Raw genomic sequence first — 13,763 nt, 5'->3', positions numbered from 1 at the left:
GTGGGATGCGAGGTGCTGCGCTGCGGGGATGAGCCGCGGTGCGGGAGATGAGGGGGCCGGTGGACGGCCGCGTGGGGGCGGCCGTCCACCGGCGGCGGGCGGGAACGGGTTCCGCAGGCTCAGCCGGCCTTCTGGACCGTCCACACCTGGGACGCGCGGCCGTCCGTGCGCTGGAGGTCGAGCAGCCAGGCGCCGTAGTACGGGCGGCTGCTGACGGTCAGGGCGTAACCGCCGCTCGCGTCGGTGACGGTCACACCGCCGCCGCGGGAGGACAGCTTCCACTGCTGCGCGGAGTTGCCGCCGCAGGGCTGCTGGGCGATCCACATCCCGGCGGCCGGGGCGCCGCCCGCTTGCAGGCACTTGCCGGAGACGGCGGACTTGATGCGGACGAGCCCGCCGCCCGCGTCCTCGAAGAGCCACTGCTGCTGGGCGTAGCCGTTGGCGCGGCCACCGACGAGCACCGTGCCGTCGGCGCTGCGGCCGCCCCAGAGCTCGGCGTTCATGCCGGTGCTGCCGTTGCCGAGGGTGTAGCGGGCACCGGGGGTGGTGGTGCCGCCGCCCGCACCCGTCGTACGGAAGACCGTGGTGGGGCCGGCTCCGCTGTCACGGCCGGAGGTGTCGCGGACCGATACGGCGACCTTGTACTCCGTGCCGGGCTGGAGGTTGTAGATGCGCAGGGCCTGGGACTGCACCCAGGTCAGGTGCTTGCCGTTCAGCAGGACCTGGTACCACGCGGCGCCGTCGACCTTCGGCCAGCTCACCACGACGGAGTTGGACTGGATCTGGGCCGCCGTCGCCTTCGGGCCGCCCGTGGGCTTCTTGGTCGGCGTCGGGGTGGGCTTCTTCGTGGGGCTCGGCGTGGGCTTCGGGTCGGGATCGGGGTTCGTACCACCGCCGCCGCCGTTGGCCTTCATCAGGAACTGGTTGTTCGCGATGTTCCAGTGCGTGGCGAGGTAGCTGCCCGCCTTGGGATTGGTGTGGAAGTAGTCGTCGTGGTTGCAGTCCAGGATGTTCTCGGCCGCCTGGTTCGTGCACACGTTGCGCATCTGCGGGTAGTACGGGGTGTCCGAGTAGCACATGACGTCCCACTCGTCCGTGCAGTGGGCACCGCGGCTGGTGTTGGGGGCGCTGTTGTTGACCGCGCCGAGGTTGTGGCCGAGTTCGTGGGCCGCGGTGTGGCCGCCCCAGCAGCCGGAGTCCGTACGGCCGTACGAGGGGCCGAAGTTGCTCTGGTTGTCCTGGCCGGGCCGCTCGTCGCCCGCGAAGGTGCCGATGCCGCAGTAGACCTGGGTGTCCGCGAAGATCATGTACTTGCGGTCGCGGCGGTCGAGGCCCTTGCCGGCGAGCGCGTTGTTGGTCGCGCTGAACTCGGAGAGCGCGGAGGCCGGGAGCTCGATGTTGAGCACGGTCGGCGTGCAGTCCGCGGCCGTGACGAAGCGGATGTGGCGGATGCCGCCGGTCTCCTGGGCGCTCGTCGAGTAGATGAGGTCGGCGTCGGCGGCCCACTTGCGGAACGAGGCGAGGTACTCGGAGTACCGGTCGCGGTCGGAGCCGTGGACGTACACGACCTGGACGCGGTTGCCGGTGCTGCCGTCGCCGTCGCACTGGACGGTCTGGCCGGCGGGACCGGCCGCGACGGCCTGGCTGCTGCCACCGGCCGCTGCGGGGGAGGGGGCCGCGGCGGGCGCGGACTTGGCGCCGGCGGCGTCGGCGGCGGGCGCGTCCTGAGGACGCCCGCTGCCTTCGGCCGCCGCGGCTTCGCCGGAATCGGGCTTGGCCGGGTCGGCGGCCGGGGCCTTCGTCTTGACGACGGGGGCCACGTCGGCCTTGATGTTCACGTCCTTGGGCGGGGCGTCGGGGCCGTGCGTGCACAGCCCGGCCTCCGTGCGGTACACGCCGACGCAACGGTCGCCCTTCGGGGCGGCCTTGAGGCCGTCGAAGACCATGCCCTTGGCGGTCTCGTTGGCGGGCTCGCCCACGATGGGCGCCGGCTCCGCGTCACGGGCCGGTGCGGCGGCCGGGGTCAGGTTCTCCGCGGCCGCGTCGGCCAGGGCGGTGCCCGCCTGGGCGTTGTCGCCCAGCCCGGAGTAGGCGATGCCGCCCGCTATCACCGCCGCCGTGGCCATGGCGGCGGTGATGAGTATCAACCGGCGCGGTTTGCGCCGGTGTTCGCGCGGCTTCCTGCGATGTCTAGTCATGCGCACCTCAAATCCTTGGTCGGAGGAGTGGGTGCGCGGAAGCCTGCCAGACCTGCGCGGTGGAGAATTCGGACAAACGGGAATGGGGCCCGAGATATCAGACTGTTACCTGCTGGTCGGATTTGATGAACCGTCAACTTGCTTTAAAAATAGGTAAGTTACGCGCGTAGGGCGTTATTGGTCCAGGCCATTTCAAGGATCTCGTTATCAAATCGAGATATGAGCTCAACCCTTATTGACGGTAATTCAGTCGGGGATTCACCTAATTACTACCTGCCGAATTCCTCCCGTCACGAGCGGTGAGGAATCCTCCCCTCCGCCCCAGGAGGATGCCCGTCAGGGTCAGTAGGAGGCCGCAGATCTGTCGGAGTGTGAGCGTTTCTCCGGCGATCGCCGTGCCCAGCAGTACGCCCGTGACCGGGTTCAGCAACCCGAGCAGGCCGACGGTCGCGGCCGGCAGCCGCCGAAGCCCCGTGAACCAGGCGGCGAACGCCAAAGCCGTCGCGACGACCGCGACATAGGCGAATCCGAGCAGCGCGGGAGCGTCGAGGACCGGCGGTGATCCCTCCACGGCGACGGCGAACGGCACCAGCAGGATCCCTCCGCCCAGCAGCTGCCATGCCGTCGACGCGAGCACGTCGACCTCCGTGCTCCACCGCTTGGCCAGGACGTAGCCGAACGAGGACATCGCCATCGCGGCCACGGAGGCCACCACGCCGGCCGCGTCCACCGGTACGGCCCCGGTGAGCAGCATCAGTGACACCCCGGACACCCCGAGGACGGCCCCGGTCAGCTGCCGCGGCCCCGGCCGCTCGGCGATCAGCGCCCAGGCGAACAGCATCATCACGAGCGGCGCGGTCGCCATGACGGTCGAGGCCGCGCTGGTCGGCAGCCGCTGCGCGGCCACGTAGATCAGGGCGAAGAACGCGCTCATGTTGAGGAAGCCGAGCACCAGCGACTTCCACCACCAGGAGCCGCGGGGCAGCCGACGGCATACCGCCAGCAGCAGCAGGCCGGCGGGCAGCGCCCGCAGCGCCGCACCGTAGAGCGCGTGGCCGGCGGGAAGGAACTGCCGCGTGACGTAGTAGTTCGTACCCCACGCGATCGGCGCTATCGCCGTGACCAGCGACCACCGGAGATTGGCTTCCATGGAAGACATAATACCTTCCACGGAAGCTATACTGTTCGGGTGAAGCAGGAACCATACGCAACGCAGGCGGGGGCGCCCTCGCCAGCGCCCGCCGACCATGTCGCCCGCATCCAGGCCGAGTGGGCCCGCGAGCGCCCGGACCTCGACGTGTCCCCGCAGGGCGTGATCGGGCGGCTGCATCGGCTCGGGCTGCTCCTGACCGACCGGCTCTGCCTCGTCTACCGCCGCTACGGCCTGAGCGAGGGAGAGTTCGACGTACTGGCGGCCCTGCGCCGCGCGGGGGCTCCGTACGAACGGGCCCCCGGTGAACTGGCGGTGCACACGATGGTCACGACGGGCGCGATGACCAAGCGCATCGACCGGCTCGAACGGGACGGCCTCGTCGCGCGCCGCCGCGCGGCCACCGACGGCCGCGGGCGCGTGGTCGCCCTCACCCCGGCGGGGCGCGAGCTGATCGACCGGGCGTTCGCAGAGCACATGGAGAACGAGCGGAGCCTGCTCGAAGGCCTCACCGCGCAGCAGGCCGCCGAGCTGGAGGCGCTGCTCACCGCCTGGCTGGCCCGGATCGAACCGCCGCCCGCGTCCTGACGGACGAGAGGTCCGCCGGCGGCGCCTCGACCGGAGGCCGCCCCCGCCGCCGGCGCCTCTCGCGATGGCGGCTGCTACCGGCGGCCGCCGAGCTTGACCCACTTCGCCGTGCTCGGCACCCCCTCCGCGTCGAGCAGGAACAACATGTAGTACCCGGGCGGGGCGTCCGCCGCGCCCGGCGGCGTCCGGAGTCCGATCGCAGAGCCGCGTACGCCGGTGATGGGGAGCTCCAGGTGGCGCTGGCTGGTGTTCACGGCGTGCGTGACGGTGGTCGGCGCGAGGAGCACGGCCCGGGAGACCTCGGAGGCGGTGGAGCTGCGCACCTCGAACCCGGCCCCGTAGCCCAACTCGCCCCCGGGCACCCGGTCCAGGGCGGGCCGGCTACCACCCCGGTGCAGGTACGCGGGCTCGTAGAGCTCGATGCTTCCGTCCATCGCGTCGTTGATGTCCGGGTCGTTGGCGATCTGCTGGAGCTCGTCGCCGGTCACCATCACCCGGCCGTCCGGCAGTACCAGGGCGTTGGAGTGGTAGCCGCGCGGCAGCCGCTGCGCCGGCCCCAGTGTCCAGTGGCCCTCGGCGTCGCGCAGCTCGATCTGCCGGTACGAGAGGTCGGCCTGCGGGTTGAACGGTCCGTGCCCGTAATCCCGCGTGTCCAGGGCGCCGTTGACCGTGAGCAGCGTGCTGTCCGGCAGGATCAGCGTGTCGTCCTGCGTACGGCCGAAGGCCCGCGGCTCCTCGGTGGTCCACCGTCCACCCGACAGCCGGTAGGTGTTCGGGTCGTGCGGATCTCCCCCGAGGACGAGCACGGAGTCCGGTCCGCGGAACCCGGCCGGCAGCGGTACGGCCGAGCCGTAGCCCCTGAAGTCGGCCGGCCGGCGCGGCAGATCGGTCCGGGTCTCCTTGACCGGGTCGAACAGCCACTGCTGGTCGGCGTCGCGGCCGAGCCCGTAGACCATCCCGTCGCGCAGCGAGAACAGGTGGGGGTAGTCGTTGCGGAATGGGGCGTCCGCGCGCAGCCGCTCCGCCGCGAGGCCGACCGGGATGTCGTACGTCCGCCAGGGCACGGGATGGCGCAGCGCGGGGAAGCGTTCCACGACCGGGGTGGGGGTGCCCGTACCCCGCTCGGACTGGCCGGACATGATGATCTGGCGCCCGTCCGCCCCCGTCACGACCGAGGGGTACCAGCGGCCTACGGCCATGTCCTTGTTGCGGAACCAGGTCTCGGTCCACGGATCGAACACGAAGGACAGCTTGGCGCCGCTGCCGCCCTTGCCGCCGGTGTTCCCGCCGAAGACCCCGACCATGCCGTTGGGCAGGAAGGCGTGCCCCGCGCAGAAGAAGGGGGCGGGGCGAGGGGCGTACGTACCGTCGGGCATCAGGACGGTCGGGGGCTCCACCTTCTTGAAGGCCCGGGCCCCGGTGCCCTGGGCCGGGTCCCACAGGAACGCGCGGCCGGCGTTCGTCGGGCCGATCCGGTCGGTGGGCCCGGTCTCCTTGGTGGGGTTGGTCTCGACGCGTTCGAAGGAGAAGAGGAGCACCTTGCCCGTCGGCAGCAGTGCGGTGTGGACGCCGAAGTCGGGGGAGGGGAAGAACTCCGTGAAGCGGCCGAACCGGGCCGCGTCGAAAGGGGCGTTGGTCTTCTTCTGCGAGGCCCCCAGGGCGGCGAGGCTCGCGGTGCGCTTCGACTGCGGGTATGCCTTGGGGCCTTGGACCGCACTCCGCCGCTGGGCGTGGGCGCGGGCGTGCTCTTCGCCGATGACGGCGGCTTCGCCGGGATCGGCCGCCGCGGCGATCGCGCTGTCGTCGGTGTGGTGGTGCCCGGGCGGGGATTCGTGCGCGGGGGCTGCCGCCGCGAAGACGGGTGGGGCGGACGCGGTGAGCGTCGCGAGGGCGGCGGAAACGGCCAGGGCCACGCAGACGGACAGCGCGGCGGACCGCCGTACGAGCGGAACGAGCGGAACGAGCGGAACGAGCGGAACGGGCGGAACGGGCGGAACGGGCGGAACGGGCGGAACGTGCGGTCGGGGCGGGCCGGGCGGGCCGGGCAGACCGGGCGGGCCGGGCATGGGCTCTCCTCCGTCGACGGGATGCCCATCATATGAAAAATGAGACTTTTGTTACGGAATGACGCGAGTGGGATGGCTGGATGGAGTGCGGTATGGGCCATTCGGCCGCCGGGTCCGGTGTGATGAATCGTTTCTCCGGTGAACCGGCCCGTCCGACCGGGTGAGACGGCGTACCCGGAGCGGCCGTACGGGCTCCCGTGGCGGCTATCCATGGCCACGTGATCAAGCCACTTCGCACCACCCGCAAGGCTCGCGCCGCACTGGCCGCCGCGGCCGTGACCGGATGCCTCGTCACGCTCTCCCCGTCGGCCGGGGCCACCGCCACCGCCGCCGCCGCGCCCCCGGGGCGGGTGGCCGTCGACGTGGCCTCCGTCAACGGCTCGGGCTGCCGCCCCGGCAGCGCCACCGTCGCCGTCGCCCCGGACAACTCGGCCTTCACCGTCACCTACAGCGAGTACCTGGCCTCGGCCGGTGGAGGCGCCGCCGCCACCGAAGGCCGCAAGAACTGCCTGCTCTCCCTCCTCGTGCACGTGCCGCAGGGGTACACGTACGCGGTGTCCCACGTGGACTACCGGGGCTACGGGAAGCTGGAGCCCGGGGCGATCGGCACCCAGAAGGCCAGCTACTACTTCCAGGGCATGAGCCAGACCGCCAACCGGACGCACCAGTTCCATGGTGCGCTCGACGACAACTGGCAGGTGACCGACACCACCGGCATCGAAGCCCTCGTCTTCGCCCCCTGCGGCGAACAGCGCAACTTCAACATCAACACCGAGCTGCGCGCGGAGGTCGGCACCTCCGACAAGAACAAGACGAGCTACATGACCGTCGACTCCACGGACGGCAGCATCAGCTCCGTGTACCACTTCTCCTGGAAGCAGTGCCCGGTCCGCCGCTGAGCCGGCGGCGGGTCCCGGGTCGCCCCGGGTGGCGAGGGTGCGGATCGGCCCCTGCCTCCCGCGGGCGGCCCGCCCGTTTCCCGGGGTCTTGCGCTCACGAGGCCTTCGCGGCCCCGGCCCGGTAGCGGCCCGGCGTCGTCCCGAACTCCCGGTTGAAGGCGTGGGAGAAGGCGTACGGCGTGCCGTAGCCCACCCGGCGCGCGATCGAGGCCAGCGGGTCCTGGGTGTCCCGCAGCAGAGTGGCCGCGTACGTCAGCCGCCACCACGTCAGGTACGCCATCGGCGGGCGGCCGACCAGGGCGGTGAACCGGCGCGCCAGCGTGGGCCGGGAGACGCCCGCCTCGGCGGCGAGCCGCTCGTTCGTCCAGGGCGAGGCCGGATCCGAGTGCAGTGCCCGCAGGGCGGCCGAGGCGACCGGATCGCCCAGTACGGCGGACCACGCCCCGCCCGGCCCCTCGGCCATCCACGAGCGGATCATGTAGACGAGCAGGAGATCGAGCAGGCTCGGCACCGCCACACAGGCCCCCGGCCGCTGCGTGCCCAGCTCGCCGCCCAAGAGGGAGATGGCCGAGCGCAGTTCGGGGTGGGAGCCGACCCGGTTCGGCAGGTGGACCACCTTGGGCAGGTCCAGCATCAGCGGGTGGACACGACTGCGGTCGAGCCGGTACTTGCCGCACAGCATCTCCACCGCGGCGCCGGAGGCGTCCTCGGCCCGGCCCGACAGCGGTCCCCCGGGCGCCGGATCGAACGGCACGGCCCGTGCCACGGTCGCCGCGTCGGCGGGGGAGTCGGCGATCACGTGCCCCGTCCCGTGCGGCAGCAACACCGCGTCGCCGGCGCCGAGGGAGACCGGTGCGCCGCCGCCGTCGGGCAGCAGCCAGCAGCCGCCCTCCAGGACCACGTGGAAACCGGCGCCCTCGTACGGCGCGAAGCGCGCGCACCAGCTTCCGCTCACCCTGACCCGGTTGGAGGAGGGCTGCCCGATCCGTACGGCCGCGATGGCGTCGCTCACCACATCCATGGGGCCACAGTACCCGCGAACGCCAGGAGTGAGACGGCTGCGTATCCACATGAGCCGGACGGGCATTGAGGCGCTCAACCGGCCTTCATAGACTCGGCTTCATGAACAGCGAGAGCAGTGAGAACGGCCAGGACGGCCGCGGCAGGCGGAGCATCGTGCTGGGCGATGTCGAGATCACCCGGGCGGTCGAGTGGCAGGGGCCGCTCGGGCCCGCGCGCAACCTCGTACCGGCGGTCGGCGGGGAGGTGTGGAAGGAGAACGAGGACTGGCTGGCACCGGACCACTGGGAGGCCGACAGCGACCGGGCGGTGCTCGCCCTCCAGACCTGGGTCCTGCGCAGTGCCGGGAAGGTCGTCCTGGTCGACACGGGCGTGGGCAACGGGCGGGAGCGGCCGGGCTCTGCGCTCTTCCACCACCGGGAGGGCGATTTCCTCGGGGAGCTGGAACGGGCGGCCGGAGTCCGGCCGCAGGACGTGGACATCGTCGTCAACACCCATGTCCACGGTGACCACGTCGGCTGGAACACCGTCGCGGAGGGCGATGGTTGGGTGCCCGCCTTCCCGAACGCCCAGTACCTCGTCCCGGCCGCGGACGACCACCACTTCGGGCCGGGCAACGCCTACGGCGGCGGCGTCCGGGAGGACGACCGGCTGATCTACGAGGACAGCATCGCGCCCGTGCACCGCGCCGGTCAGGTGGTGCTCTGGGAGGGCTCCCACCGCATCGACGAGTACCTCACCCTGGAGTCCGCACCCGGGCACACCCCCGGATCCTCCGTGGTGCGGCTGGCCTCCGGCAGCGACCGGGCCGTCTTCGTCGGCGACCTGCTGCACAGCCCCGTGCAGATCCTGCACCCCGCCTGCAACAGCTGCTTCTGCCTGGACCAGGAGCAGGCGGCCGCCAGCCGCCTTCGCATCCTCGAACGCGCCGCGGACCGGAACGAATTGCTCGTCCCCGGGCACTTCGGCGGCACGGGAGCCGTCGAAGTCCGTCGTCAGGGGCAGGACTTCACCCTCGGGGCGTGGGCCTCTCCCCGCGACGCCGGCTAGCGGGAGCGCAGGAGGGCGGTACGGGGGCGGACGGCGGCCGCTGCGGCGCCACCCGCAGGATCCGCAGGGCGAGTTGGATCTCCAGCGCCCCGGCCGGTGCGTTCCAGTCCTCGCCCAGGATCTGCCTGACCCGGTCGAGGCGCTGCACCACCGTGTTCACGTGCACGTGGAGGGCGTCCTTGGTGCGGGCCAGGCTGGATCCGTGCGCGAAGTACGCCTCCAGGGTGCGGACCAGTTCCGTCCCGCGCTGCGCGTCGTACGCGACGACCGGCCCCAGCACCCGGTCCACGTACGCGCCCAGGTCCGCCCCGTCACCGAGGAGCACCCCGAGGAACCCGAGGTCGGGCAGGCCGGCCCCCGCGCCGGTGTGGCCGAGGGCGTGCAGGGCCTCCAGGCAGCGCAGTGCCTCGGCGTACACCCCCGGCAGGCCCTCGGGGCCGGCGGCCGGACCGGCGGAGCCCGCGGTGACCGGGGTGCCCAGGGCCTGGCCGAGCTCGGCGGCGAGCGACCGGGCGAGCGGGCCCGGGGCGTCCGTGGGGGCGAGCAGGACGACGCGGCCCTCGTGCACCCCGGCCAGCCCGTCGCGGGCACGTGCGTGGCGCGCGGCCTCCGCCGCCAGCCGGGAGCGCAGCGCGGGGTCGCAGTGGAGCACCACCAGGGCGTGCGGGCGGGCGAGGTCGACGCCGAGCTTGCGCGCCCGGATCGCCCGGCTGCCGGTGTCGCGGACGTGGCCGGGGGCCACCGGAGCCAGCAGGTCGCCGAGCAGTTCGCCGCGGACCCGGTCCTCGGCGTGGGCGATGGAGCGCCGCAGCAGGAGCAGCAGCGCCGTGACCAGCCCGGCCCGCTCGAACAGCCGCCGCTCCGTGTCGGGCAGGTCGCCGCGCCCGCCGAGGGTGATGCTGCCCAGCAGCTCCGGCCCGGCGAGGACCGCGCAGACCCACACGCCGTCCACGGCGACGGCCCGGCCGCCGGAGCGCGAGGCCGCGAGCGCGTGGGCCGGCGGCCCCGACGCGGGCCCCGCCGGATCCGTACCGACCCGCGCGAGCTCGGCGCCGTCCGCGTCGTGCACGGCCAGGCTGCCGCCCAGCAGCGCGGCGACCTCCCGGGCCACGTCGCCGACGTCGCCGCCGCGCAGGACGAGGCGGGTGAGCCGGTCGTGAGTCTCCGCGGCGAGCCGCACCGCTTCGCTCTGCGCGCGGGCGGTCTCGGTGGCGACCCCGAGTTCCACGAGGGCGGTACGCGTCTCTTCGAGCAGCCGGGCGCTGTCGATGGCCACGGCGGCATGGTCGGCGAGGGAGGAGAGCAGCGCGACCGCCTCGGGCGCGAAGTCGCGGACCGCCCGGTCGGCGGCGTACAGGACCCCGATCACCCGGGTGCCGACGCGCAGCGGGACGCCGAGGATGCCGCGCAGGCCTTCCTCGCGGACCCCGTTGTCGATGGTGTCCGTATGGCGGAAGCGGTCGTCGGTGCGGTAGTCGCAGCTCGCGTACGGGCGGGCGGTCTGGGCGACCAGACCGCCGAGCCCTTCGCCCATGCCGAGGCGCAGCTGCTGGAAGGCGGCCGACACGGAGCCGTCGGTGACGCGCATGAACGTATCGCCGACGGCCGGGTCGTTGAGGGTCAGGTACGCGACATCGGTGCCGAGCAGCGTGCGGGCGCGGTGGACGATGGCCCGCAGTACGGCGTCGAGATCCCGGAGGGCGGCGAGGTCGCCGGCCGTGTCGAAGAGGGCGGTGAGCTCGGCCTCGCGCCGCCGGTGCTGGTCGAGCGTACGGCGGATGTCCAGAGCCACCCGCGTGGCCTCCTCCACGAGGGCCTGCTCGGCGGGACCCGCTCCCGCGCGGCGTGCGTCGGCGGCGGGCCGGTCGAACTGCTCGACCGGGGCGCCGCGGCGCAGCAGTTCGAGCAGTTCGAGCAGGGGGGATCGCCCCGAGGAGGTCATGGCGGCATTCTCCCGTGGCCGGCGGGCCCGGATCAGGCGGGGTGGTCGGCCGCGGCCGGGAGCGGGGCCGCCCGCCCGCCGGAGGGGGCCTCGACGCGGGCCCGTGCGAGGTCCCGGCCGCGGGTCTCGCGGGCGAAGGCGACGGTGAGGGTGGTCACCACGGCGGCCGCGCACAGGTAGAGGGAGACGGGTACGGAGGAGCCGTAGTCCTTCAGGAGCTCGACGGCGAGCAGCGGAGCCAGCGCTCCGGCGACGATCGAGGCCAGCTGCGAACCCATCGAGGCGCCGGAGTAGCGGACGTCGGTGTCGAACATCTCGGAGATGAAGGCGGCCTGGGGCCCGTACATCGCGCCGTGCAGGAGCAGTCCGGCGGTGACGGCGAGGGTGATGACGGTGAAGGACTTGGAGTCGACGAGGGCGAAGAACGCGAACGCCCACAGGGCCATGCCGGCCGACCCGATCAGCGTGACCGGCCGCCGCCCGATCCGGTCGGAGAGCGCCCCCCAGGCGGGGATGGTGACGAAATGGACGGCAGAGCCGATGAGGACGGCGTTCAGCGCCGTGCTCTTGGCGAGCCCCAGGTGCACGGTGACGTACACGAGGAGGAAGGAGGTCAGCACGTAGTACGAGATGTTCTCGCCGAACCGGGTGCCGATGGCGGTCAGCACCTGGCGCCAGCTGCGGCGGAACACCTGGACCACGGGGGCGTCCTCCTCGCGCCCCTGCCGGGCGGCCTGCGCGGCGAGGAACACGGGGGACTCGGAGACGGACAGCCGGATCCACAGCCCGACGACCACCAGGACACCGGAGAGGAGGAAGGGCACGCGCCAGCCCCAGGCCAGGAACGCCGCGTCGGACTGCACCCCGGCGAGCAGGGCGAGTACCCCGGTGGCCAGCAGGTTCCCGCCCGGCGCACCGGACTGCGGCCACGACGCCCAGAACCCCCGGTGCTCGGCCCCGCCGTGCTCGGAGACGATCAGGACGGCCCCGCCCCACTCCCCGCCGAGCGCGAAGCCCTGCACCAGGCGCAGGGCGGTGAGCAGCACGGGAGCCCCGGCGCCGATGCTCGCGTACGTGGGCAGCAGCCCCATGGCGAAGGTGGCTCCGCCCATCATGAGCAGGCTGAGCACCAGGAGCTTCTTGCGCCCGACCTTGTCCCCGAAGTGCCCGAACACCACTCCGCCGAGCGGCCGCGCCAGAAATCCGATGGCGTAGGTGATGAACGCGATCAGGGTCCCGGTGAGCGGATCGCCGGTCGGAAAGAACAGCTTGTTGAACACCAGCGCGGCGGCGGTGCCGTAGAGGAAGAAGTCGTACCACTCGATGGTGGTCCCGACGAGACTGGCGGCAACGATGCGCCGGATTCCGGATGGAGCCTGCGGGTCGGCTGCGGTGGAGGCCATGTGCACCACTTCCAGGGTGTCTGCGGGGACGTCGGGTGTGGCCACAACGTAGAAGTCCGCGGGTCGCCGGGATATGTGGCGCGTCGTCACAATCAACCCTGCCCGAGTGTGCCCCGCCACCACAGGGCCGCAACCGATCCCCCGGGCCCCTCCGGAAGCGGGTGGAAGCCCCTGCCGGAATTGCAGAGTTGCTCCTGTTTCGAGTGCCGCGCGGCAGCCGTCGAACGATCGGGCCTTTCGGCACACTCCGAAGCCACCGTCAAGACAGTCGCGCCGGTACGGCAACGCCAGGCTCAGCCGGGCGGCGGCGCGGCCAGCGTCGAACGCCGTACCACCAGCTCCGGCTCGAACACGACTTGTCGGTGGCGGTGGGCCGCGCCGCCCGGCCCGGTCTCCTCGGCGAGCATCTCGGCCGCCGTCCGCCCCATCGCCTCCGCGGGCTGGCGCACCGAGGTCAGCGGCACCGCGGCCGCCGCGGCGAACTCGATGTCGTCGTAGCCGACGATCGCGAGGTCCTCGGGTACCCGCAGGCCCGCGGCGAACGCGGCCTGCAGCATCCCGAGGGCCAGCAGATCGTTCGCGCAGAACACCGCGGTCGGTCTCGGCAGCATCCCCAGCAGGCGGGCGCCGGCGTCGCGGCCCGCGGCCACGTCCAGCCCGTCCACCTCCAGGTCCAGCAGGACGGCGTCGCGGCCGGCCAGCGCCCGCAGCGCGCCGCTGCGACGGTCGGCGACCTGCTGCAGCCGGTGGCGGCCGCCCGCGAACGCGATCCGTCGGTGGCCGCTCGCCAGCAGGTGCCCGGCCGCAAGGGCGCCGCCCCCGACGTCGTCCACCGACACCGAGCAGGCGTCCAGCCCCGGGGCGAGCCGGTCCACCAGTACGAAGGGCACGCCGCCGCGACGCAGCGCCGCCGCTCCCGACCCCTCCGCGTCGGCGGGGGTCAGCAGCACCCCGCGCACCCGCTGCTGCGCGAAGAGGGCGAGGTAGTCCGCCTCGTCGGCGAGCCGTTGAGCGCTGTTGCAGACCATCACGCCCAGGCCCGCCGCGCGCGCCGCCCGTTCGGCCCCGCGCGCCACGGAGACGAAGAACGGGTTGCCCAGGTCGAGGACGAGCAGACCGATGATCCGGCTGCTGCCGGAGCGCAGCTGGCGCGCCGACTCGCTGCGTACGTAGCCGAGCCGGTCGATCGCGGCCCGGACCCTGGCCCTGGTCTCCTCGCCGACCCTCTCCGGCCGGTTGATCACGTTCGAGACCGTGCCGACGGACACACCTGCCGCCCGTGCCACGTCCTTGATGCTCGCCGCGCCGCCCATGTCCCACCGTTGAAAAGTTTCACCGGCCCCGACGGCCGACCCGGAGAGCAGGTTACGGCATCACGCCAACCGCTCCTCGCGGGTGCCTTGACGCTTCCTGCGGGCCCACCTACCGTCGAGTTGAAACGATTCAA

Annotated in this window: 10 protein-coding genes; 3 read left to right on the top strand and 7 right to left on the bottom strand. The window is 72.7% G+C overall.

Annotation, left to right across the window (positions count from 1 at the left end):
• Positions 1–119: 119 nt before the first annotated feature.
• Both CP980_RS03235 and CP980_RS03230 read right to left on the bottom strand, forming a co-directional pair.
• The gene (locus CP980_RS03235; RefSeq protein ID WP_229906873.1) at positions 120–2,198 is read right to left on the bottom strand and encodes an RICIN domain-containing protein; all 2,079 of its coding nucleotides are present in this window, start codon (positions 2,196–2,198) and stop codon (positions 120–122) included.
• A gap of 262 nt (positions 2,199–2,460) precedes the next feature.
• On the bottom strand, positions 2,461–3,348 hold the full coding sequence (locus CP980_RS03230) for an EamA family transporter (protein ID WP_150492557.1): 888 nt from the start codon (positions 3,346–3,348) through the stop codon (positions 2,461–2,463).
• Positions 3,349–3,387: 39 nt separating this feature from the next.
• Here CP980_RS03230 and CP980_RS03225 point away from each other — a divergent pair, with 39 nt between their 5' ends.
• Positions 3,388–3,936 (top strand): MarR family winged helix-turn-helix transcriptional regulator, encoded by a 549-nt coding sequence (locus tag CP980_RS03225; RefSeq protein ID WP_150492556.1) that lies wholly within the window; start codon positions 3,388–3,390, stop codon positions 3,934–3,936.
• 74 nt (positions 3,937–4,010) lie between these two features.
• On the opposite strand, the gene CP980_RS03220 is transcribed toward CP980_RS03225, so the two are convergent.
• Positions 4,011–6,002 carry a galactose oxidase early set domain-containing protein gene (locus CP980_RS03220; protein ID WP_150492555.1) on the bottom strand — a complete coding sequence of 664 codons (1,992 nt, stop codon included), beginning with the start codon at positions 6,000–6,002 and terminating at the stop codon, positions 4,011–4,013.
• Between the two features lie 218 nt (positions 6,003–6,220).
• On the opposite strand from CP980_RS03220, the gene CP980_RS03215 reads away from it, so the two are divergent.
• Entirely contained in the window at positions 6,221–6,901 is a 681-nt protein-coding gene (locus CP980_RS03215) for a DUF4360 domain-containing protein (protein ID WP_229906874.1), read from the top strand.
• Positions 6,902–6,995: 94 nt separating this feature from the next.
• On the opposite strand, the gene CP980_RS03210 is transcribed toward CP980_RS03215, so the two are convergent.
• Positions 6,996–7,922, bottom strand: a complete 927-nt coding sequence (locus CP980_RS03210) for an AraC family transcriptional regulator (protein WP_150492554.1) — start codon at positions 7,920–7,922, stop codon at positions 6,996–6,998.
• Between the two features lie 101 nt (positions 7,923–8,023).
• On the opposite strand from CP980_RS03210, the gene CP980_RS03205 reads away from it, so the two are divergent.
• The gene (locus CP980_RS03205; protein ID WP_150492553.1) at positions 8,024–8,971 is read left to right on the top strand and encodes an MBL fold metallo-hydrolase; all 948 of its coding nucleotides are present in this window, start codon (positions 8,024–8,026) and stop codon (positions 8,969–8,971) included.
• Here CP980_RS03205 and CP980_RS03200 read toward each other — a convergent pair.
• The 3 genes from CP980_RS03200 to CP980_RS03190 all read right to left on the bottom strand — a co-directional run bounded on the left by CP980_RS03200 (position 8,931) and on the right by CP980_RS03190 (position 13,629).
• On the bottom strand, positions 8,931–10,913 hold the full coding sequence (locus tag CP980_RS03200) for a helix-turn-helix domain-containing protein (protein ID WP_150492552.1): 1,983 nt from the start codon (positions 10,911–10,913) through the stop codon (positions 8,931–8,933). The two genes, CP980_RS03205 and CP980_RS03200, sit on opposite strands and share 41 nt — an antisense overlap.
• Positions 10,914–10,945: 32 nt before the next feature.
• Complete coding sequence (locus CP980_RS03195; RefSeq protein ID WP_150492551.1) at positions 10,946–12,316, bottom strand: MFS transporter; 1,371 nt, start codon at positions 12,314–12,316, stop codon at positions 10,946–10,948.
• A gap of 293 nt (positions 12,317–12,609) precedes the next feature.
• Complete coding sequence (locus CP980_RS03190; protein ID WP_132753792.1) at positions 12,610–13,629, bottom strand: LacI family DNA-binding transcriptional regulator; 1,020 nt, start codon at positions 13,627–13,629, stop codon at positions 12,610–12,612.
• Between the last annotated feature and the right edge of the window lie 134 nt (positions 13,630–13,763).

Source organism: Streptomyces vinaceus (assembly GCF_008704935.1).
In the GTDB taxonomy this organism is placed as follows: Bacteria; Actinomycetota; Actinomycetes; order Streptomycetales; family Streptomycetaceae; genus Streptomyces; species Streptomyces vinaceus.
This window is presented reverse-complemented; position numbering and strand designations above follow the sequence as displayed.